19 protein-coding genes are annotated in these 20,471 nt (G+C 61.9%); 11 read left to right on the forward strand and 8 right to left on the reverse strand.

Annotation, left to right across the window (positions count from 1 at the left end; translation table 11 throughout):
- The first annotated feature begins 35 nt into the window (after nt 1–35).
- Nucleotides 36–881, forward strand: a complete 846-nt coding sequence (locus K3175_RS03775) for an oxygenase MpaB family protein (RefSeq protein WP_221542005.1) — start codon at nt 36–38, stop codon at nt 879–881.
- A gap of 56 nt (nt 882–937) precedes the next feature.
- Here K3175_RS03775 and K3175_RS03780 read toward each other — a convergent pair whose 3' ends face one another.
- From K3175_RS03780 to K3175_RS03795, 4 genes are all read right to left on the reverse strand, one after another.
- Nucleotides 938–1,294 carry a response regulator gene (locus tag K3175_RS03780; protein ID WP_221542006.1) on the reverse strand — a complete coding sequence of 119 codons (357 nt, stop codon included), beginning with the start codon at nt 1,292–1,294 and terminating at the stop codon, nt 938–940.
- Nucleotides 1,291–2,373: a PAS domain-containing protein gene (locus K3175_RS03785; protein ID WP_221542007.1), complete on the reverse strand. Its 1,083-nt coding sequence runs from the start codon at nt 2,371–2,373 to the stop codon at nt 1,291–1,293. The genes K3175_RS03780 and K3175_RS03785 overlap by 4 nt, the downstream gene beginning before the upstream one ends.
- Nucleotides 2,374–2,450: 77 nt before the next feature.
- On the reverse strand, nt 2,451–3,602 hold the full coding sequence (locus tag K3175_RS03790) for a GGDEF domain-containing protein (RefSeq protein WP_221542008.1): 1,152 nt from the start codon (nt 3,600–3,602) through the stop codon (nt 2,451–2,453).
- A gap of 83 nt (nt 3,603–3,685) precedes the next feature.
- Nucleotides 3,686–4,276 carry a J domain-containing protein gene (locus tag K3175_RS03795; RefSeq protein WP_221542009.1) on the reverse strand — a complete coding sequence of 197 codons (591 nt, stop codon included), beginning with the start codon at nt 4,274–4,276 and terminating at the stop codon, nt 3,686–3,688.
- A gap of 79 nt (nt 4,277–4,355) precedes the next feature.
- Here K3175_RS03795 and K3175_RS03800 point away from each other — a divergent pair, with 79 nt between their 5' ends.
- The 3 genes from K3175_RS03800 to K3175_RS03810 are packed head-to-tail and all read left to right on the forward strand — an operon-like array spanning nt 4,356 to nt 6,243.
- Complete coding sequence (locus K3175_RS03800; protein WP_221542346.1) at nt 4,356–4,628, forward strand: BolA family protein; 273 nt, start codon at nt 4,356–4,358, stop codon at nt 4,626–4,628.
- On the forward strand, nt 4,625–5,356 hold the full coding sequence (locus K3175_RS03805; protein ID WP_221542010.1) for a glutathione S-transferase: 732 nt from the start codon (nt 4,625–4,627) through the stop codon (nt 5,354–5,356). Before K3175_RS03800 ends, K3175_RS03805 begins: the two co-directional genes overlap by 4 nt.
- Complete coding sequence (locus K3175_RS03810) at nt 5,353–6,243, forward strand: pirin family protein (RefSeq protein WP_221542011.1); 891 nt, start codon at nt 5,353–5,355, stop codon at nt 6,241–6,243. Before K3175_RS03805 ends, K3175_RS03810 begins: the two co-directional genes overlap by 4 nt.
- A gap of 43 nt (nt 6,244–6,286) precedes the next feature.
- Here K3175_RS03810 and K3175_RS03815 read toward each other — a convergent pair whose 3' ends face one another.
- A complete protein-coding gene (locus K3175_RS03815) occupies nt 6,287–7,351 on the reverse strand; it encodes a DUF2332 domain-containing protein (RefSeq protein ID WP_221542012.1) in 1,065 nt (354 codons plus the stop codon).
- 44 nt (nt 7,352–7,395) lie between these two features.
- On the opposite strand from K3175_RS03815, the gene hisG reads away from it, so the two are divergent.
- From hisG to K3175_RS03845, 6 genes are all read left to right on the forward strand, one after another.
- Nucleotides 7,396–8,049, forward strand: a complete 654-nt coding sequence (gene hisG / locus K3175_RS03820; protein ID WP_221542013.1) for an ATP phosphoribosyltransferase — start codon at nt 7,396–7,398, stop codon at nt 8,047–8,049.
- Nucleotides 8,049–9,338: a histidinol dehydrogenase gene (gene hisD, locus K3175_RS03825; RefSeq protein WP_221542014.1), complete on the forward strand. Its 1,290-nt coding sequence runs from the start codon at nt 8,049–8,051 to the stop codon at nt 9,336–9,338. Before hisG ends, hisD begins: the two co-directional genes overlap by 1 nt.
- Complete coding sequence (gene nusB / locus K3175_RS03830) at nt 9,335–9,787, forward strand: transcription antitermination factor NusB (RefSeq protein WP_221542015.1); 453 nt, start codon at nt 9,335–9,337, stop codon at nt 9,785–9,787. Before hisD ends, nusB begins: the two co-directional genes overlap by 4 nt.
- A 14-nt stretch (nt 9,788–9,801) precedes the next feature.
- Nucleotides 9,802–10,647 (forward strand): thiamine-phosphate kinase, encoded by an 846-nt coding sequence (thiL, locus tag K3175_RS03835; RefSeq protein ID WP_345719321.1) that lies wholly within the window; start codon nt 9,802–9,804, stop codon nt 10,645–10,647.
- A 144-nt stretch (nt 10,648–10,791) separates the two neighbouring features.
- The gene (locus K3175_RS03840) at nt 10,792–12,945 is read left to right on the forward strand and encodes a sodium-translocating pyrophosphatase (RefSeq protein WP_221542016.1); all 2,154 of its coding nucleotides are present in this window, start codon (nt 10,792–10,794) and stop codon (nt 12,943–12,945) included.
- Between the two features lie 101 nt (nt 12,946–13,046).
- A complete protein-coding gene (locus K3175_RS03845; protein ID WP_221542017.1) occupies nt 13,047–13,937 on the forward strand; it encodes an acyl-CoA thioesterase in 891 nt (296 codons plus the stop codon).
- A 37-nt stretch (nt 13,938–13,974) separates the two neighbouring features.
- Here K3175_RS03845 and K3175_RS03850 read toward each other — a convergent pair whose 3' ends face one another.
- Both K3175_RS03850 and K3175_RS03855 read right to left on the reverse strand, forming a co-directional pair.
- The gene (locus tag K3175_RS03850) at nt 13,975–15,015 is read right to left on the reverse strand and encodes a phytase (protein ID WP_221542018.1); all 1,041 of its coding nucleotides are present in this window, start codon (nt 15,013–15,015) and stop codon (nt 13,975–13,977) included.
- Complete coding sequence (locus K3175_RS03855) at nt 15,015–17,861, reverse strand: TonB-dependent receptor (protein WP_221542019.1); 2,847 nt, start codon at nt 17,859–17,861, stop codon at nt 15,015–15,017. The genes K3175_RS03850 and K3175_RS03855 overlap by 1 nt, the downstream gene beginning before the upstream one ends.
- A 1,095-nt stretch (nt 17,862–18,956) precedes the next feature.
- Between K3175_RS03855 and K3175_RS03860 the strand changes: the two genes are divergently transcribed.
- Nucleotides 18,957–19,820 (forward strand): hypothetical protein, encoded by an 864-nt coding sequence (locus K3175_RS03860; protein ID WP_221542020.1) that lies wholly within the window; start codon nt 18,957–18,959, stop codon nt 19,818–19,820.
- A gap of 224 nt (nt 19,821–20,044) precedes the next feature.
- On the opposite strand, the gene K3175_RS03865 is transcribed toward K3175_RS03860, so the two are convergent.
- Complete coding sequence (locus K3175_RS03865) at nt 20,045–20,260, reverse strand: hypothetical protein (RefSeq protein ID WP_221542021.1); 216 nt, start codon at nt 20,258–20,260, stop codon at nt 20,045–20,047.
- Nucleotides 20,261–20,471 lie beyond the last annotated feature (211 nt).

Below are 20,471 nucleotides of genomic sequence, written 5' to 3' on the forward strand. Positions count from 1 at the left end.
ATTTATCTCGGCAACGCCAAGCCTATATTGGGATTGTGAACCGGCCCGATCCCCTCGAATTTCTACGCCAGCGCATAGTCGGCACCGTGCGCGCCACCTTCAACGAAGGCGATGCCAAGGCCCAGCCGCGCCCGGTGTCGGAGGATGCGCTGTTCGAAAAGGACAGCCCGATCCGCATGGTCCACGCCGATATCGTGGGCATGATGGTGGGCGGGATTCGCGGGCTGTTCCTGCAGATGCTGCACCCGCATGCGCTGCAGGGCGTGCTCGATTATTCGAATTTCCGCAGCGATATGCACGGCCGGCTGGCGCGTACGGCCCATTTCATCACCGACACGACTTTTGGCGACCGCGAGGTTGCGATGCAGTCGATCGAGCGGGTCAATCGCATTCACAGACACGTGAAAGGCACCCTGCCCGACGGTTCGCCCTATTCCGCCACCGATCCGCGCACGCTAGCCTGGGTTCATGTGGCCGAGGCGACCAGTTTCCTTGCGGGCTACATGCGCGTGACCCGGCCCGACATGCCGGGCCGCGAGCAGGACGAATATTACCGACAGTTTGCACTTGTTGCCGAGGCGCTGGGTGCCGATCCCATTCCCACCAACCGCAGGGAAGCGGAAGCGATTTTCCGCGAGCTGCGGGAGGATCTGCGCACCAGCCCGCAGGCGCGTGAGGTCGCGCAATTCGTGGTGTCGATAAAGCCCGAAGGCGCCCCGCCCGCGCTGCAGAAAGCGATCGTCAGCGAAAGCGTGGCGCTGCTGCCGCCCTTTGCCCGGTCGATGCTGGGTCTCAAGCGCCCCGCGCTGGGGGCCTTGTCGGCCCGGGCGATGACCTGGGGCACGGCCAAGACCCTGCGGTGGGCCTTCCGCCAGAGCTGACGAGGCCGGGTAATTGCCGCCGGATAACGCTGGCTGCCGATCGCGCGCGCGGGCGTTCAGGCTTTCTCCGCCATCCCGACCAGCTTCTCGATCACATCGTCCGCAGCCTGCGGTTTGGGCAGGACCGGGGCGTTTAGCGCCCGGAGGTGTTCGCCCACGCGGTCAAGATCGCCGGTATGGAGGACGAAGGGAATGCTGTGCTCGCTGAGCAATTTCGCGGTCGGTTCGCAGGTTTCGCCATCACCCAGGCTGACGTCGAGTATGGCGCCCGCAATGGTGTTGTCCGCCACCGCCTGGCGCGCTTCGGCATTGTTCACTGCGACGACGGCCTCATGCCCGATATCCTCGATTGCGAATTCGAGATCCATGGCAATCAGCGGTTCGTCTTCGAGAACCAGGTAGGTGAGGCTCATAATGATCTTCTTGTAAGAGGGACGAGAATGCGCGCCTGCAGGCCTTCGGGAGGCCACTCAGCTTCAAGCACGCCGCGCGCATGATTGAGGAGGGTTTTGGAGATATTGAACCCGGTGCCGTCCATATCCGGCTCCTGCTCGATCCGCGGCCCGCCCTGTTCGATCCAGGTCACCTCCAGCGCGGAATTGTCCATCTTGTCCTTGATGTGCTGCCAATGGACGGTGATGGTACCTTCGCGGTTGGACAGCGCGCCATATTTGGTCGCATTCGTGGCGAGCTCGTGAAGCGTCAGCCCGATCGCGGAAATCGCATTGGGTTCTGTCCGCACGCCGTTCCCTTCGAAGATGAACCGGTCGCCTTCGGGATCGTAGGGCGCCAGAACGGACCGGATCGCCTGCCCTACATGAATGGTGCCGAGCGAGGCTTCGTCCAGGGTCGGTTCGTAGGAGCGGCCAAGCGCCTGAATACGCTCGTTGATCTTTTTCGCAACGTCCCGGGAATCCATCGACCGGCCGGTTATGTTCACGATGCCGCCCACGACGGCGAAAACGTTCTTGAGCCGGTGCGAGACCTCTCTCGCCATCGCTTTCGCATGCCGTTCCTCGGCACGGGACTGGTGGATGTCGGTGACATCCCACTGGCTGCCGAAGAAATACCGCAGATTGCCGTCTTCATCGTAGATCGGGCCGAGATGAAGGGTGTTCCAGAAGCTCGAGCCGTCCTTGCGGTAATTCAGCAATTCGACGACGACGACACTTTCATCGCGAATGGCTTCGCGGATTTTGGCGACCTGCGCCTGATCTGTATCTGGCCCCTGAAGAAACCGGCAATTGCGCCCGAGGATTTCGACTTCGCGGTAACCGGTGAGCTGCTGGAAAGCTTCGTTGCAGAACACGATAGGATCGTCTTCGAGGCGAGGATCGGTAAGGCAAACCGCCATGCGCGTCTGCCCCATGGCCTGTTCGAACAGCAGCCCGGACGAGCCATCGAAGGCATCCCGCTGCGCGTCTGACGGGTAAATCGCTCGGTGAGCCTGATTTGAGGACTTAAGTCCCGATCGGCTGGTATCGTCTGACATTTACGGTTTTCCTCCACGACCCAAATGAGAAAACGTCTGGCTGGTTCCCTCAGATGGGCTGACCGCAGCCATTGCGTTCAATGGGAGGCGATCGCAACCCTGTCGCGCCCCATCGTTTTCGCCTTGTACAATGCGGCATCCGATTTGCGACTGAGATCCGAAAGCTGGTCCATATTCGCCAGTTCGGCCACTCCGAAGGATGCCGTCACCGTGTCGGGCAATCCATCGCGGCGGGGCAACTCCTCCAGGATGGCCAATCGGATATCTTCTGCGATCCGGCCGCCCTCTTGCGCGCCGCGACCGGGGAGCAGGATGGCGAATTCTTCCCCGCCCATTCTGGCGACGAGATCGCTGCCATCGACCGACTGGGCCAGCAGGCCGGCGAAATCCGCGATCACCATGTCGCCTGCGGCATGGCCGAAACCGTCATTGATGGCCTTGAACCGGTCGAGATCGATCGTCACGAGAGACAGCGGCAGGCCGGTGCGCTTCGCCTTTCTAACCAGCCGTTCCGCATGCCTTGTGAACCCGCGGCGATTGAGCAGGCCGGACAGCGGATCGGTTTCGGACCGCACGACCATTTCCAGCGTCGTATCGCGCATGATGACCAGCAGCAGGACCAGCGCCAGCGCGATCAGGAACACGGCCCCGAGGGTCTGTGAAATCGCCGCATAGTCCGACGAAAGATAGCCTTGCGGCCCGCTTGCAATGCCGATCCTCCAGGCGACGGCAACCTTCACCAGATAGGTCCCGGCGACCAGGAAGCTCACTGTGGCGAGCAGCTTGTCCAGTGCCATCTGGCGGCTGGATCGCATCACCACCCATGTCATCAGAAGCTGCAGACACACGTATGGTGTCTGATACAGCAACGACCGCGGCCCCGATCCATATGGCAGGCTTATCATTGCCGGGATGAGCGCGGCGGCCAAGAGCCAAATGGCCAGGATTGCGCGGGTGGGCGGCCCAGCCCCGTAATGCGTCGCCACGCCGATCACGCCGCAGGACAGCGCCGCAAGATAGGCGACGTAGATGCTGAAGACGGCAAGATCCGGGTGGACCAGCCATGGAAGGCTGAACTCCAGGGCAACGTCCAGCACTCCGATCCCGTAACCCGCGGCCAGCCACCGCGCCCCGCGCACTGTCGGATTGGTAGAAGCCACGACGGAGAAGGCGACGGCAAACAGGGCCGCAACGAACATATTGATGCTGAGAATATACGCCCCGGTCATGCCGGGCATACCCAAGCCAAAAGCGGCGTCTTGTGCAAGCGTGAAAAGGGAAACCCGGAGGTAACTTCGCGGGCACCTCCGGTTTACCCGATGGCACTGGCCTTGCGAAGCGTTTGATAAGCCTCGACAACCCGGTTGAGGCGGGATTCGTACTGGCGATCGCCGCCGTTGCGGTCGGGATGATACCGCCGGACCAGCTCCGTATACCGCCGCCTCAGCCTGCTCTTGTCCGTATCGGTTCCCAGACCCATGACTTCGAGCGCCTCTGCCTCTTCGCGGCTGAACCTTCCTTCCATGGCGATTTCCGCCTCGCGCCGGGCGCGGCTCTTGATCCCGCTGGCCCGCGCCGAGATCGCATCGAGGGGATCGGTGTAATCGGCCCAGCGCGGCATGCCGTCGACACCGGCGGTGGGCCGGAAGCTGGGGCTTTCGGTACGCCAGCCGCTTACCGGACCCTGAGCATCGAGGATTTCTTCCGCGCTCATGCCTTCGAACCAGTCGTAGCCGGCATTGAATTCGCGCACGTGATCCAGGCACATCCAGCGCCATTGGCCGGGCCCGTCGAAACGGTGGCCGCTGCCCGGCGCGCGGAACTCTCCCGGCTCGTTGCAGGCCGGGTGATCGCATATCCGGCCGGTATCTTCATATCTTCCGTGAAACTTTGACTGGCGCATTCGTTCTAGAATGGTGAAGGATTTGCCGGATGCAAACCCTTCGATACGAAGCAAGGCTTTGAACAGGAGAATTCAGCCGATGGCCGAAACGGTCCAGCAGGAAATGGAACGCCTTTTGACCGAGGAATTCAGCCCGACCAGGCTGGAAATCGTCAACGACAGCGCGAAACATCACGGCCATGCCGGGGATGACGGCAGCGGGGAATCGCACTTTACCGTGGTGATCGAAGCACCTGCCTTTGCCGACATGAGCCGGGTCGACCGCCAACGCGCCGTGAACCGGGCGCTGGGCGACATACCGGGCGACCGTGTGCATGCGCTCGCAATCCAGGCATCGGCGCCGACGCCATGACGGATGCACCCTATGATCTGTGGTACTGGCCCTCGATCCAGGGTCGGGGCGAATTCGCCCGCGTGTTCATGGCTGCTGCCGGTATTGCATGGCGCGACCGCGCGCGGGACAGCGATGCACAGGCGCTGGTCGAAGACATGGAAGCGCGGGAGAAATCCTCGGAATTTGCACCCTATGCCCCGCCCTATCTCGTCGATCGGGAAAGCGACTTCGCCATCGCGCAGGTCGCGCATATCCTTTCCTGGCTGACCGACCGTCATGATCTCGGCACTGGCGACCGCGGCCTGGATCTGCACTTGATCCAGATGCAGCTGACGATCACCGATGTCGTCGCGGAAGTGCATGACACGCATCATCCGATTGCCGGATCGCTCTATTACGACGACCAGAAAGACGCCGCCGCGCAGGCTGCAAAATCTTTCCGCGAAGAGCGCATCCCGAAATATTTCGATCACTTCGAAGCAGCCTATAGCAAGATCGACGGACCCTTCGTGGCAGGCGAGCGATGGAGCCATGTCGACACCTCGATCTTCCAACTGATCGAGGGATTGCGCTATGCCTTCCCCAACCGCATGAAATCGGTCGAGAGCGATTATCCGCACCTGGTCGCAGTGCGCGATGCGGTGGCGCGGATCGATGGTGTGGCAGCGTATCTAGCCAGCGATAAACGCCTTGCCTTCAACGAGGACGGCATCTTCCGTCATTATGAAGAACTGGACGGGAAATGAGCCAATTCGAACTGACGCTGACGCCGACTACCCACGATCTGGGCCAGTTTCAGGTGCGCCGCGTGCTGCCCTCCAAGCAGCGCAGCATGGTGGGGCCCTTCATTTTCATCGACCAGTTCGGCCCGGCGCAGCTGGATCTCGGCGCCGGGATGGATGTGCGGCCGCATCCGCATATCAATCTTGCCACCGTCACATGGCTGTTCGAAGGCGCCATCGACCACCGCGACAGCCTGGGCAGTTTCTCGACCATCAGGCCAGGGCAGGTCAATCTGATGACGGCGGGCAAGGGGATCGTGCATTCAGAACGCTCGCCGCAAGAAGAACGCGAAGCCGGCCCTAAGCTTTATGGCATGCAGACCTGGCTCGCCCTGCCCGATGGGAAGGAAGAAACCGACCCGGCGTTCGAAGCCGTGTCGGACCTGCCGGTGATCGAGGATGGTCGGGCAAAGGCCATCGTCATCATGGGCGAATTATGGGGCGAGCGGGCGCCCGTCACCACTTATGCCGACACGATCTATGCCGAAATCGTGCTGGGCGCAGGCGGCGCGATCCCGCTAGAAGACGATGCCGACGAACGCGCGGTGATGCTGGTGGGCGGCGAGGCGAATGTCGATGGGCACGCGCTCAAGCTTTATGAACTCGCGGTACTTCAGCCAAGCCGCGACATGACGCTGGAGAGCAAGAGCGGAGCGCGGGTCGTGCTGCTTGGCGGCGAGGCTTTCCAGACCGAGCGCCATGCTTGGTGGAACTTCGTCAGCTCCAGCCGCGAGCGCATACAGCAGGCGAAAGAGGACTGGCGCAATGGCCGCTTCCCCGAAGTTCCGCAGGACAATGACGAGCGCATCCCGCTGCCCGACGGCGCGCCCAAGACCGTCACCTATCCCTGAACGTCGGCACGGGTGAGTTGCAGGCTGGCCGGACGCGGAATGCTCAGGCCAGCCATTCGACCCACGCGCCATGCGGGTGGGCATTGGCGAGGTGGACCGCCTCTTCGCCGCCGGGCCAGTAACGGACCTTCAATTCATGCGCGAAAGTCTCGCGATTGGTCTCGAGCGAGATAAGCGCCAGCGGCTTGTCCTTCGTCGCTTGTTCGCCCGCCCCCTCCAGCGTTTCCTCGATACGGTCCTGAGTCAGATCGGGCAGATACTGCCACATGATCGAGTGCGCGAGAACGCGGGTAACGCCTGCGTCCTGCGGCTTGGCCAGCTCCTTTTCCACCCAGTCGCCGGCATCCATCCGCTCGATTTCCGGCGGCATCCGTGTAGCCAAAGCGATGGCGGCGTCGATCCTCGCCATGCGCCCCGTCGCTTCAGGCCAGACATAGCTCTTGAGGCGCAGCGCCTGTCCCTCGTCGGTCAGGTCGACCGGGGCAATGTCGCTGCCTCGTGCGTCGACCAATCCGATCTCTGTCGCCGGCGGAGGCGCGCCGCGCCATTCCGGCGCGATCCGCATGCGGCTCGCGCCTGGACCGGTGGTGACTCCGCCTAGATCATAGTGATAACGGCCCAGCATGGTGTTGATACCCGCGCTCGCTCCGATTTCGAGCCATTCGAACTGCGCAGTGGTTCGCCCGTCGGCGAGCCACAGCAGCGCCGCGGCAAAACTGGACGAGCGCCCCGCCTCGTTCGTCTGGGGCGGCCCATCGAGCCAGGGCATGAGCTGGAAATCATGCGTTTCTACGATTTCGCGGACCAGCGCATCGACCTGCTCTTGCGCAGGCATCCGCCCGGCGTAGACATCTTCCAGCCGCGGCTCTTCGCCGGTCAGCAACAAATTGTGCAGGCCCGCAGCGATGCGCAGCGGCATGGCATCGCGCAAGGACAGCCCCTGCCATGCGAAGATCCGCCGCGCTGTCGCCGCCGTGCTGTCTTCCAGCGCCAGCAGTGCGCGCACGACCTGTGCCGTGCCGGGAGCGCCTGCTTTTTGCGCGTGGTTCGCCTGCCATTCGATCGCTTCCGCCACCGAAACGGTATCCATCACTGCGCCGTTTGCCATATTCGTTGCCCTTTCGGCTCCATATCCCTATCTGCCGCCACGCAATGACAGACAGTCTTACCTTCGCCATTCCCAAGGGGCGCATCCTCGATGAGGCGCTGCCCGTGATGGCACGCGCGGGCGTCGTGCCGGAAGATGCCTTTCACGACAAGGCGAACCGTTCGCTGACCTTCGCGACCACCCGAGACGACATGCGCCTGATCCGCGTGCGCGCCTTCGACGTGGCGACTTTCGTGGCGCATGGCGCGGCGCAATTGGGCATTGTCGGTTCGGACGTAATCGAGGAATTCGACTATGCCGAGCTATATGCTCCGGTCGATCTCGACATCGGCCACTGCCACCTCGCCGTGGCCGAACCCAAGGGTGCCAGCGCGACCAATGGCGCGAGCCATCTGCGCGTGGCGACCAAGTACCCGAACCTCACCCGCCGCCATTTCGAGCGCCAGGGCATCCAGGCTGAATGCGTGAAGCTGAACGGCGCGATGGAAATTGCCCCGGAACTGGGCCTCGCGGGACGGATTGTCGACCTCGTCTCAAGCGGGCAGACGCTGAAGGAAAACGGGCTGGTCGAAACCGGCCATATCATGGACATCACCGCGCGGCTGATCGTCAACCGTGCCGCGCTCAAGACCGATCCGCGGGTTTCCGCCCTCGTCGAGGCTTTCCGCGCCGATAGCGAACAGAGGAGCGCCGCCTGATGCAGCTTCTTCGCACGAGTGACGCGGACTTCGAAACCAAGTTCGCCAAAATCGTCCGCGACCGCCGCGAAAGCGATGCACAGGTCGGGCGCGACGTGTCCGCCATTCTGAACGAAGTGCGCGAGCGCGGCGACGGGGCACTGGTGGAATACACGCGCCGGTTCGACCAGCACAATCTGTCAAGCGATGCGGACTGGTCGATTTCGAAAGAGGCCTGCCGCGCCGCTTATGACGGGTTGGAGCCGGACTTGCGCGAGGCGCTGGAAACAGCCGCCGCCCGCATCCGCGCCTATCACGAAGGCCAGTTGCCCGAAGACCGCGACTATACCGACGATATCGGCATGCGTCTCGGCGCGCGGTGGGGTGCGGTGGAGGCAGCCGGACTTTACGTGCCGGGTGGTCGCGCATCCTATCCCTCCTCGCTGCTGATGAACGCCATCCCGGCGAAGGTCGCGGGTGTCGAGCGTCTGGTGGTCACGACCCCCACCCCCAAAGGCGAGATGAACGACCTCGTCCTCGCCGCTGCGCACATTGCGGGCGTCGACGAGATCTACCGCGTCGGCGGAGCGCAGGCCGTCGCTGCCATGGCCTACGGGACCGAACGGATCGCGCGCGTCGATGTCGTGGTCGGTCCGGGCAATGCCTGGGTGGCAGAAGCCAAACGCCAGCTTTACGGCGTGGTCGGTATCGACATGGTTGCTGGACCAAGCGAAATCCTGGTGATCGCCGACAAGGACAACGATCCCGAATGGCTGGCTGCCGATCTGCTCAGCCAGGCCGAGCATGACCCGACCAGCCAGTCCATCCTGATCACCGACGACCGTGGCCTGGCGAACCGGGTCATGGACCAGATCGATCTGGAATTTCTCAAGCTGCCGACGGCCAAGACCGCGAGGCAAAGCTGGGACGACCACGGGCTGGTCGTGCTGGTCGACACTCTCGACGAAACCCCGGCGCTGTCGGACCGCCTCGCTGCCGAACATGTCGAGATCGCCACTGCCGATCCCGAGGCGATTTTCAAACAGTTGCGCCATGCCGGCAGCGTATTTCTCGGCCGGATGACTCCCGAAGCCGTGGGCGACTATATCGCTGGGCCGAACCATGTCCTTCCCACCGGTCGCCGCGCGCGTTTCGCCAGCGGTCTCTCCGTGCTCGACTTCATGAAGCGCACCAGCTTCATCGGCGCGTCCGAAGCTGCCTTGAAAGCCATCGGTCCTGCCGCCGTGCGCCTGGCCGAGGCAGAAGGCCTCCCCGCGCACGCCCTGTCCATTTCTAGGAGGCTTTCGTGAGCCAGAATCCCCGCAGCCAGTCGCGTAGCGCTGCCCGCCTCGGTGCCGTACAGGCGCTTTATCAGCAGCAGATGGAAGGCACCAAGACCATCCGGCTGCTCGATGAATTCCACCAGCACCGTTTGGGCAAGGTGATCGAGGACGAAGAATACGCCGAGGCCGATGTCGCCTTCTTCGACGATGTGGTGAAAGGCGTCGATGCCCGCCGGGATGAAATCGACGACCTCCTGATCGCGCGCCTCGCATCCGGCTGGACGCTGGCCCGCCTCGACAAGACGATGCTGCAAATCCTGCGCGCGGGAACTTACGAATTGCTTGCGCGCAACGATGTGCCCAAGGCGGCAGCCATCAGCGAATACGTCGACGTCGCCAAAGCCTTCTTCGACGATCGCGAAGCCAAGTTCGTCAATGGCATTCTCGATGCGGTAGCCAAGGAAATAGGACGCTGAACGAAGCCGAATTCATCTCTTCCCTTCGCGCGCTTGCGAGCCATCGGGCCGCGCGCGGGCTGGAAGACGATGCTGCGGTGCTCTGGTTCGGAGGCGAATCCCTTGTCCTGACGCACGATACCCTGGTGGATGGAGTGCACATCCTCGAAGGACAGGACCCGGCGGACATTGCTTGGAAGCTTGTCGCAGTGAACCTCTCCGATCTGGCCGCCAAGGGCGCCGAGCCAGTGGGCGTTCTGATTTCCCACATGCTGGGAATGGACGACCATCGTTTCGTGGCTGGCCTCGATGAAATTCTGAACGCGTTCGATGTCCCGCTGCTTGGCGGAGATACCGTCAGGGCGGAGGGCAGGCGCGTCTGGGGGTGCACCGCGATCGGGCGCGCCATGCACACACCTGTCCCCTCGCGGTCCGGCGCCACACGGGGTGATGTCGTCTATCTGGGTGGCCGGATCGGAATGGCCTTGTTGGGTTACGAAGCGATGCGAGACGACACGGATGGCGATGACCGCGCCTATCGCCGTCCGGTCCCGCAGCTGGAACTTGGACAGGCGCTTGCTCCGCACGTGTCGGCGATGATGGACGTTTCGGATGGCCTGTTGCTCGATGCATCCCGAATTGCCGCCGCCAGCAAGGTGACCCTGGCGCTCGATCAGGCCAGGATCGCTCTGCTGGCGCCGGAGGGGCGCCTCGACGACGCGATGAGATGGGGCGACGATTACGTGCTGCTATGCACCGGGCCCGCAGGGTTGGAGAGCGATTACGCGGTAACTGCAATCGGCGAAGTGCGTGATCAATCCGCCGATCCGGTCCTTCTCGACGGCGTCCCGCCGTCCGGCTCTCTGGGTTACACGCACTGACATTGCTCAGGACCTGATCGGCACTTTAGGATCGCTGCGCGGCAAGGCCCTTGCCAGCAATTCCATGCCGCCTATACCTTCCTGCCACGCTACGCCGGTGTCTCCCACCGGAAGCGAAACATATAAGCAGGAGGGGAGAGTTTCGTGGATCTAGTAATCATATCCATCGTGTTGGGCTTACTGGCCATCGTGTACGGTTTCGTCACCAGTCGCCAGGTACTCGCCGCAGGGGCAGGCAATGAACGGATGCAGGAGATCGCCGCAGCGATCCAGGAAGGCGCGCAGGCCTATCTCAAGCGTCAGTATACGACCATCGCCATCGTCGGCGTGGTTGTCGCAGTGCTGGTGTTTCTCTTTCTCGGTATCATTCCCGCAATCGGTTTCATCATCGGCGCGATCCTGTCGGGCGTTGCCGGCTTCATCGGTATGAACATCTCCGTACGGTCAAACGTCCGCACCGCGGCAGCCGCGCAAAGCGGATTGCAGCAGGGACTTACCCTCGCCTTCCGCGCAGGTGCCATTACCGGTCTCCTGGTGGCCGGGCTCGCCCTCCTCGCGATCGCTGTCTTCTTCTGGTATCTTGTCGGCCCTGCCGGACATGCCGCCAACAGCCGCGAGGTGATCGACGGTCTCGTAGGCCTGGCCTTCGGCGCTTCGCTGATCTCCATCTTCGCGCGTCTGGGCGGCGGTATCTTTACCAAGGCTGCCGACGTCGGCGCCGACCTCGTCGGCAAGGTGGAAGCGGGCATTCCCGAAGACGATCCGCGCAATCCTGCGGTCATCGCCGACAATGTGGGCGATAACGTCGGCGATTGCGCCGGCATGGCAGCCGACCTGTTCGAAACCTACGTCGTCACCGTGGGTGCGACCATGGTTCTCACCGCGCTGTTGCTGAAGGGTCTGGGCGATTTGTTGCTGCCGATGATGGCGCTCCCGCTGCTGATCGGCGGGGCGTGCATCCTGACCAGCATCATCGGTACCTATTTCGTCAAGCTGTCGAAAGGCGGCACGAACGTCATGGGCGCGATGTACAAGGGCTTCGTCATCACCGCCATCCTGTCGATTCCGCTGATCGGCGTGGCGATCCATGTCGCGCTGGGCGGTCTGGACACGGTCATCGGCGGCGCTCCTGTCAATATCGACCCGGGTGCGCCTGTATCGGAAGAAGGCGTGTCGGAACAGGTGAAGTCGTTCACTGGCTGGGCGCTGTTCTACTGCTCCATCGTGGGTCTCGCGATCACCGGCCTGATCATCTGGATCACCGAATATTACACCGGCACCAATTATCGCCCGGTCCGCTCGATCGCCAAGGCTTCGGAAACGGGCCACGGCACCAATGTGATCCAGGGCCTCGCCATCAGTCTGGAATCGACCGCACTGCCGACCATCCTGATCGTGGCCGGCATCATCGTTACTTATCAGCTCGCCGGCCTGATGGGCATTGCCTATGCCGCCACCGCAATGCTGGCGCTCGCGGGCATGGTCGTGGCGCTCGATGCCTATGGCCCGGTAACGGATAATGCGGGCGGCATCGCCGAAATGGCTGGTCTCGACGATAGCGTTCGCGAAAAGACCGACCTGCTCGACGCGGTGGGCAACACCACCAAGGCAGTGACCAAGGGCTATGCCATCGGATCGGCGGGGCTTGCCGCACTGGTGCTCTTCGCGGCCTATACCACCGATCTGGCCGAGTTCTTTCCCAATGCCGACGTCGATTTCAGCCTTGAGAACCCTTATGTAATCGTCGGCCTGCTGCTTGGCGCGCTGCTTCCTTACCTTTTCGGAGCAATGGGAATGACCGCCGTCGGCCGCGCTGCGGGCGATGTGGTGAAGGACGTGCGTGAACAGTTCGCGGGCGATGCCGGGATCATGGCCGGGACCAGCAAGCCGGATTATGCCCGCACGGTGGACCTCGTGACGAAGGCGGCCATCAAGGAGATGATCGTCCCCTCGATGCTGCCAGTGCTGGCGCCGATCGTGGTCTATTTCCTCATCACGCTCATCGCGGGTCAGGAAAACGGCTTCGCGGCTCTCGGAGCATTGCTGCTCGGGGTGATCGTCGGCGGCATCTTCGTCGCACTTTCCATGACCGCGGGCGGCGGCGCATGGGACAATGCGAAGAAGTATATCGAAGACGGCAATCACGGCGGCAAAGGATCCGAAGCGCACAAGGCAGCCGTAACCGGAGATACGGTGGGTGATCCTTACAAGGACACGGCCGGTCCCGCCGTCAACCCGATGATCAAGATCACGAATATCGTCGCTTTGCTGCTGCTGGCTGCTCTCGCAGCTGGCTGAAGCCGCGGCGAATTTAAGTGGAAACGGGCGGCGTGATCGGTAGTCGCGCCGCCTTTTTCTTGACCCTTGCGTAAACGGCAAGCACATCGCGCAGCGTGAATATGACAAAAACTCCAGAAGAGCTCGTTGCCGGCCTTGTCCGCCTTTTGACCGTCGAACCGGCGGGCACCCAAACCTTTACCGGCAGTCAGCAGCCCGGCGGCGTGGGAAGAGTATTCGGCGGCCAGGTGGTTGCCCAGGCTCTCCAATCCGCTCAGGCGCAGGCACCGGAAGGCATGGAAGCCCACTCGCTCCATGCCTATTTCCTGCGCGGTGGGCGCGAAGGCACAGACATCGACTATTCGGTCGCTGCCGATTTCGACGGACGCAGCTTTGCCAACAGGCGCGTCGTGGCCAGCCAGGACGGCTCGCCGATCCTGAACCTGACGGCCAGTTTCCAGCGTCCAGAAGAAGGGCTGGAGCACGAAGACAGCCCGATGCCCGATGTGGCACCACCCGAAGATCTTCCTACCGACCGGGAGATGCGGGACAAATTCCTCGCCAGCCAGAGCGATCTTTCAGAGGCCCAGCGCCGCTGGATGAGCCGCCCGAACCCGATCGAGATGCGCACGAGTGGTGAATTGCACTGGATGACTCCGGGAAAGAAGCCTCCCCGTGCCTACAGCTGGTTTCGCGCCGCTGCTCCCTTGCCGGACGATCGATCTCTGCACCGCGCCGTGATCGCATATGCGAGCGACTATACGCTGCTGGGAACGGCGGCTCTTCCGCATGGACTTAGCTGGGCCCGCAACGAGCTTACAGGCGCCAGCCTCGACCATGCCGTGTGGTTTCATCGCCCGGCGCGGGCGGACGAATGGCTTCTCTATGCGACGCACAGCCCCTGGTCCGGCGGCGGGCGCGGCTTCAATCGCGGGCGTATTTTCAATCGCGAAGGCCAACTCGTGGCCAGCGTGGCGCAGGAAGGCGTGATACGAAAAAACCGGCGTAACTGATCAGTCGCGCCGGTTTCGAAATGCGTCAGTGCCGGGATCAGCGCTTGAGCGCGTCCATCACCTCGGCCCATGATACCAGTTTGAAGTTCTGCGCCTCGGGCTCGTTCTGCCCGTCCTGAGCGATGAACAGGCCGCCGGGATAAAGCGACCCGAAGCTGCCGGATGCAAGCTCGATACCGTCAGTTTCCTCGGTGCTGCCGAATTGGTCTGATGCGATGCGAAAACGGCCCACGGGTGTCATCTCCGGCAATTGATACACTGCATATGTGTTATCGCCCTGGCTCGAGGCCACGACCATGCCACCCTTCTCTCCTTCGGGGAAAAGCGCAAGCCCTTCTACGTCGGCCACAAGCATGCGATTATCGACGCGGGCCATCAGGCGCTTGCTGGCGTCGATATCGGCTGCTGCAGTATCGAAAGCCCAGATACCCGCTGCTTCCTCGCCGACATACAGGATATTCGTCCGGTCATCGAAAACGCAGCCTTCTGGCTGGCTGGCGACCGTGCCGATCACGGCCGACTGACCGGTGATCTGCGAACCTGCCGTATTCAGTACGGTCCGATAGATCGTCCCTTCCTTGGGCGCGCTGTAGACGGTAACCGAGCCATCCGCGGCTGCCCTGGCGATGCAGATCCCATATCCCTCGCCCGGACCGACGGCGATCCGTCCAGCGGGCGACAACACGCCGGTGTCGCGGTCGAGGAAGGAGAGACTGACATGCGCGGTCAGCGGATCGCTCCGATCGCTGGCGGCCACCAGGATCCGGCCATCGGCAAGCTCTGCCAAGGCGACATTGTTGAGACCGCCTTGCTCCAGGAACGACAGCTGACGACCCTGCAGGTCATAGACGTGGAGACCCGCCTTCTTGTCGGTCCCCACGATGAGGCTCTGTTCCGGGTTCGCCGCATTGCGCCAGATCGCCGGATCGTCCGCAGCGTCTTCATTGGCAGTCCCCACCGGCGCCGTCTCCGCTTTCGCGAACACGGCTACCGCCGGATCTCCCTGGATCGGGACCGTGGCACAAGCGCTCGCAAGCCCAAGCGATCCCAGGGCGAGAATGTGAATTGGCCGCAGCATCAGAAGGTCATCCTTACACCGGCTTTCATCGTCCAGTTGTTCTCTTCATACTGGAAGATATTACGACGATCGCCGAGGTTGTTGTACGCGAAGTACTTGGCGTTGTTGATGTTCACCCACTCGTAGAACAGCTGGATCTTGTCGTTGAAGCGGTACTTCGCGCTCAGGTCGAGCTGGAAGTGATCGTCGACATAGCGATCGAGTTCCGGTTCCGGGCTCAGCTCATCGAGATACTTGTCGCGGTAGGTACCCGAAAGGCGCACGTCGATCGGCCCCTTGTCATAGCCCAGCGAGAGGTTGCCCGTGTGCCTGCTGGTCGTCGGCAGAGTGATCGAGCGTGGCCCTTCGGCCGCCTCCAGCGTCACCGTGCCATCGCTGTCGGTGAAGGTGTAGTTCGCCCCGATGACGATCCCGTCCAGCGCGCCCGTGAAGGCTTTCGATGCCCCGATCTCGACCCCGGCGACATCGGCCTTGTCGCCGTTGAACCAGATGGTCGCTTCGTCGAAGTCGATGCCGCGGAAGCTGCCGTTATAGGGGCCGTCGTCGGCTTCGAAGACGGTTTCCACGAAGAAGTCCTCGATGTGCTTGTAGAACAGCGAGGCATAGATCGCGCCATTACCGTCGAAGTAGTATTCGGCAGCAGCGTCGAGGTTCCAGGCTTCGGCCGGGCGCAATTCGGGATTGCCGAATTCGCCTTCACGTTCGCCGTCATCCGCCTCTTCCACTGCAAAGCGCGGGGCCTGCTGATAGGGACCGGGGCGCACGATCGAGCGATAGCCTGCCGCGCGCAGCACCAGATTGGGCGAGGCTTCGTAGCGCAGGTTCAGGCTTGGCAGCCAGTGATCGTAATCCTTCTCAATCGAGACTTGGTCGACAAGAAGCGTATCATCGGCGGCCTCGGTGCCGTCGGGAAGCGTTCCCCCTTCCTCGACCAGCAGGACATCGTTGCCCCTGAGCACGTTCGAGGTGTTCTCATAGCGCACACCGCCGATCACGGTTAGCGTCGAGCTGTCCCAGCGGCCGAGCAGGTAACCCGCGAGGATGTCTTCGTCGACCGAGTAATCCGACACTGCGCTGTCGAAGGCGCTGTCGAGTTCCTGGAGCGCGAACAGGTCGCGATTGGCGAGGAAGTAGTCGCTCGCCTCGGTGAAGCCCGGCAGCGGGCCGATGTCGCCCAGGCGATAGGTCTGTCCGTCGCCCAGCGCATCGGCCAGATTATAGCCCTCCAGCTCGTAGAACTCGACATCGCCGTTGTAGCTCTTTTCGCGCCAACGTCCCTTGGCACCGGCCTGCACAGTGAATTCGCCCATGCCCGATACGAAGCGGCGGCCGATGTCGAACTTGGCCGAATACTCTTCGTCCTGGCTGTCCGACAGAGCGACGTATTCGATGTCCTTCAGCTCATAGCTCTTTGGATCGGCGAAGTCCGCCGGGCCGGCGATCACGGAGTAGCCGGGTATGCGCGTGTCGGACAGGTCGATGCCGATCTGCAGGCCCTCGCCCTCGAACTTGCGGCGGAACTCGGCGGGGTCGACGCTGCCGTCCTCGCGCTCGCTCGACTTGGCCCAGCTGGCCGAGTAGTCGGCGAACCAGTCGCCCCAGTCGCTTTCGCCGCCCGCCACGATGCTGCGGATCTTCTGGCTTTCGAAGCGATCCTTCACATCGCGCTCGACGGTGATCTCCTCGTCATCCTCGAACACCAGCGCATCGCTCGTGCCCGAGACGCTCGCATCGCCGAGGTCGAAGGTCAGGCGGCGGCGGTATTCCTGGTCGTCGAACTGGCTGTAGATGCCGCGCAGGTAGAGGCTCGTCGAGTCCCCGGCGCGGAAGTCGAAGCCCAGCGTCGCGCTGATGCGTTCGCGTTCCACGTCATAGTCGCGGAACTGGAACTCCTCGGCATAGACCAAGCCGTCGTCCTCTTCCCAGTCGTCGGCCTCGATGTTGTCGGTCTCGAAGGTGCGCTTGTAGTAGGACAGGCCGCCGGTCACACCGAAGTTGTCGCTCGCCCGATAGGAGAAGTCGACGCTGCCCTTGGGGCTCAGCTCGTCGGCCAGCTCGTTATAGCTGCCCTCCAGCTTGACCGTCAGCAGGTCCTTCTTGCGGTCGAAGGCGCTGGTGGTCTCGATCTCGACCGAGGCGCCGATGGTGTCGGCATCCATATCGGGCGTGAGCGACTTCTTCACCTCGATCGATTCGATGATGTCCGAGGAGATCACGTCGAGCGCCACGGCACGGATGTCGTTCTCGGGCGACGGCATGCGCACGCCGTTGAGCGAGGTCGCATTGAGGCTCGGGTCGAGCCCGCGGACCGAGACGAAGCGCCCCTCGCCCTGGTCGTTGAGCACGTTGATGCCCGGCAGCCGGCGCAGGCTTTCGGCCACGTTCTGGTCGGGGAACTGGCCGATCGCATCGCGGCTGAGCACGTCGGAGACGACGTCGTTCTCGCGCTTGCGCGACAGCGCGCTGGCAAGGTTCGCGGCCTGGCCGATCACCAGGATCTCGGAATTGCTGCCCATGCCCGACAGGCGCAGGTTCGCGGTCACTGCGCCGGTGGCGGGCACTTCGATCGCCTGGCTGACCGGATCGGCGCCGACATAGCGGACCTGCAGCGTATAGCTGCCGGCGGGCACGTCGGCGAAGCGGAAGGTGCCGTCCCGGTCGCTCGCGACGGTGCGGCCGAGTTCGACGATGGTGACTTCCGCCGAACGCAGCGCGACGGTCTGGCTGGCATCGGTAACGGAGCCGACGACTTCGCCCGCCAACGCGGGAGAAGCGAGGGTTGCGGCGGCGGCGAGAGCGGTGAAACTGGCTGCAAGATGCAGCGATTTGCGTGTGGTGTGAGACATGTGTCCTCCTGTCGAGGGGGCACATAGGTCCGGTATTTGACTCGAACGTGTCCGTTGGATGAAGTCGCTGTGACAGTGTGACAGCCGCATGACTCGCATCGGCGATTCCGCCACAAGGCGGCCCGCAAGGCGCGCGTTTCCGCCGCTGCCGCGACCCGCAGGATGGAGCACATGGAGCACTGTCCAAGAGCAAAAACCCCATTTGTGTGACCCTGTGATGCAAAAGCGTCACTCTGGCCGCGCGAGTGGCACCCTTGCCGCGAAAACTGTCACCCGGCGCAGGGCAGATGTCACCTTGCGCAGCGAAAGTGTCACCCTGCAAAGCGCGACATGTCACCTTGCGGCGCGCCACATGTCACCCTTTGCGGGGCGGATCTGTCACCCTGGGCGAGGCTGGGAAGATGGACGATGGAAAGAGCCGTGACGCGGCCTAGCGGATCGGCGGCGTGTAGGAAAATGGCGAGTGTTGTGTTCAGTTCTTAGAGCGTCGAACATACCGAGCGCAAAAGCCGCTTTGGGTGCAGCGAATCAACTCCCGCACATCATTCGTTCTGCGATAGGATTCAGCATGGAAAGCGGCGAAGGCCGAGATAATGACCGGACAGCGGCGGATCATTCGGTATCTTTTGCCCCCATTCACCAAGGGCTGGATAGGGTGAGAAGGGAGCGGTGAGTAGCGATCTGCAAAAAGCAATCTGCAAACCTACAGGTTTCTATAGTGCGCCGAGGGAAGTTCGGAAGATGGTGAATATGTCCCTGCAATTCATTAATCTCTTCGGTTGACGCAAATCTTCTTCGCTGCGTAGACAGCAAGAGGGATTTGGGGGCGTATGGGGCGCATTTTCGCTTTGCTTTTGGGCCTGTCCATTTGCGCGACGGGGTGTGCGACGGCGGACTATTCCGACGTCCCGATTTCGGTGCGAGAGCGATGTTCGTTAAAATCCAAGAGATCAGTCTCGAACGCGCAAGCGGCCAGCCTTCCTTCTACGACTTCAGCGGGTGCCGTTGGCGCGTCCATCGGGAAGATGGTTGCCGATGGGCTCTTGTCGAAGAAAGCCTTTGCACACTGTATTGCGAGATCGGGTTACCCATCCAATGAAAACTAAGCTCTTCTTCACTTGTCTGGTTTTCATGGCTTCGGCGGCGTGTGCGGTGCCCGGGGAAAATACGGAGCGCGACGGCATCGTAAATTCGGATAGTTCGATCACTTCCCGCTATCTGAAGGAGATAGACTATTTTTTGGTCTCTGATGACTCGGACCGATACTTCTTTTCTGCTTGGCGACTTGATCTCCCTAGCCGGGAGTCGACCTTCATCGAAGGAATCGTTCGACCTCCGACAAAGAAAATGAAAGAGGCAGCTTCATTTCGTGAGAGGGAGTTGAACGCTGGGGAAAGTCGTCATGTCCTTTCGCCCGGCAAGGCTGTCGTCGAGATGCTTTCCGTATATCGATCCGATCTGAACGCGGCAGACGAAACGTGGCGAGTGGCTTACGGAGCGCCAATATTCCTGTTTTCAAATCGTTTAGATCTCGATCGCACTCTGGACGCGTTGGCAACCGATGAAACTGTTACAACTTTGACGCTCGATCCAAATGAGAGAGACTGCATTTTCGTCAGCGGCTCTAGCCCGCGATCCGGGCACGAATTAAGGGCTCTTTTCACTGTAATGGCCGATGATCAAATCGGCTTTGCTGACCCGGACTTTGCGCGTTGTATGGGGGCGTTCATGCTGCTGTACCAAGGCGCGATTCAGGAATTTTCCGAGCAAGCCCTTGATGCGGCGGTTGATTGGCACACAGGTACACCTTCGGGTTCTTGCATTGTGGGCGTTGTGCGCTCGCGATCACAATTTCTGGCTCAAGGTGAGCCTTCAGCGGAGGCTCCCTTTTTCGGAATAGCTGGAAATATTTCCGCGTGTGAGCCGCGCGGCAAGGTTACGATCGATAATCAAGATTAACGTCTTCTGTTTTTTCAACCTGTTATTCGGCTGATACGTTAAAATAGGGGGTCGCTTGTGCACACTGTTGGTGGTCTACTATCCGCCCCCGCACGAGGATCATGCAGTGCCAGAATGCGCGGTTTCACCGCTCCATAGAAAGGCAAGGCTTGCGACGGTTAGACACGCCCTTGGGATAGGTATGGTCAGCCAACCTGCTTAGGCTTTTCCAAAAATCACCCCAATCACGGCCCTATGCGGCGCGGGCGGCTGCCGCAGCGATAGCATTTCAGCTTGGTTGCAAGCCGCTCCAGACTGATGCGGTCTTCGCCTTTCTCCTGCAGAGTCAGCAGCATCTGGTGCGGATCCACCAGGACCACCCGCCCGCAGGCGCAATCTATCCTGATCTTGTAACCATGCCGCGCAAAGTCGCGCAAAGTTTCGAGGCGTTTGGAACTCATGACGAGAACATTACAGGAACAAATGATTCGCGAAAGGTGTCTGACGGCTAACTCCACTGCAACGCGTTACTTTCCTGCGCAGAGCCCATCCCGGCCGGCGAAAATAACGCAAGCCAAAGCGCGCGTATTCGTGTAGGGGCCACGGCAAGCGTGGTCGCGTGGGAGCCGTTTTGCCGGTCCGCGATCCCCTCGCCGCCGGAATGAGCGGCTT

This window comes from Qipengyuania aestuarii (assembly GCF_019711535.1).
In the GTDB taxonomy this organism is placed as follows: Bacteria; Pseudomonadota; Alphaproteobacteria; order Sphingomonadales; family Sphingomonadaceae; genus Qipengyuania; species Qipengyuania aestuarii.

Coding starts and splice junctions, on each gene's coding strand:
- K3175_RS03800 (WP_221542346.1), top strand. CDS start 4,356: ATGGCCGAAACGGTCCAGCAGGAAATGGAACGCCTTTTGACCGAGGAA.
- hisG (WP_221542013.1), top strand. CDS start 7,396: ATGACAGACAGTCTTACCTTCGCCATTCCCAAGGGGCGCATCCTCGAT.
- hisD (WP_221542014.1), top strand. CDS start 8,049: ATGCAGCTTCTTCGCACGAGTGACGCGGACTTCGAAACCAAGTTCGCC.
- K3175_RS03850 (WP_221542018.1), bottom strand. CDS start 15,015: ATGCTGCGGCCAATTCACATTCTCGCCCTGGGATCGCTTGGGCTTGCG.
- K3175_RS03810 (WP_221542011.1), top strand. CDS start 5,353: ATGAGCCAATTCGAACTGACGCTGACGCCGACTACCCACGATCTGGGC.
- K3175_RS03805 (WP_221542010.1), top strand. CDS start 4,625: ATGACGGATGCACCCTATGATCTGTGGTACTGGCCCTCGATCCAGGGT.
- K3175_RS03845 (WP_221542017.1), top strand. CDS start 13,047: ATGACAAAAACTCCAGAAGAGCTCGTTGCCGGCCTTGTCCGCCTTTTG.
- K3175_RS03855 (WP_221542019.1), bottom strand. CDS start 17,861: ATGTCTCACACCACACGCAAATCGCTGCATCTTGCAGCCAGTTTCACC.
- K3175_RS03785 (WP_221542007.1), bottom strand. CDS start 2,373: ATGTCAGACGATACCAGCCGATCGGGACTTAAGTCCTCAAATCAGGCT.
- K3175_RS03860 (WP_221542020.1), top strand. CDS start 18,957: ATGAAAACTAAGCTCTTCTTCACTTGTCTGGTTTTCATGGCTTCGGCG.
- K3175_RS03815 (WP_221542012.1), bottom strand. CDS start 7,351: ATGGCAAACGGCGCAGTGATGGATACCGTTTCGGTGGCGGAAGCGATC.
- K3175_RS03780 (WP_221542006.1), bottom strand. CDS start 1,294: ATGAGCCTCACCTACCTGGTTCTCGAAGACGAACCGCTGATTGCCATG.
- K3175_RS03865 (WP_221542021.1), bottom strand. CDS start 20,260: ATGAGTTCCAAACGCCTCGAAACTTTGCGCGACTTTGCGCGGCATGGT.
- K3175_RS03790 (WP_221542008.1), bottom strand. CDS start 3,602: ATGACCGGGGCGTATATTCTCAGCATCAATATGTTCGTTGCGGCCCTG.
- K3175_RS03795 (WP_221542009.1), bottom strand. CDS start 4,276: ATGCGCCAGTCAAAGTTTCACGGAAGATATGAAGATACCGGCCGGATA.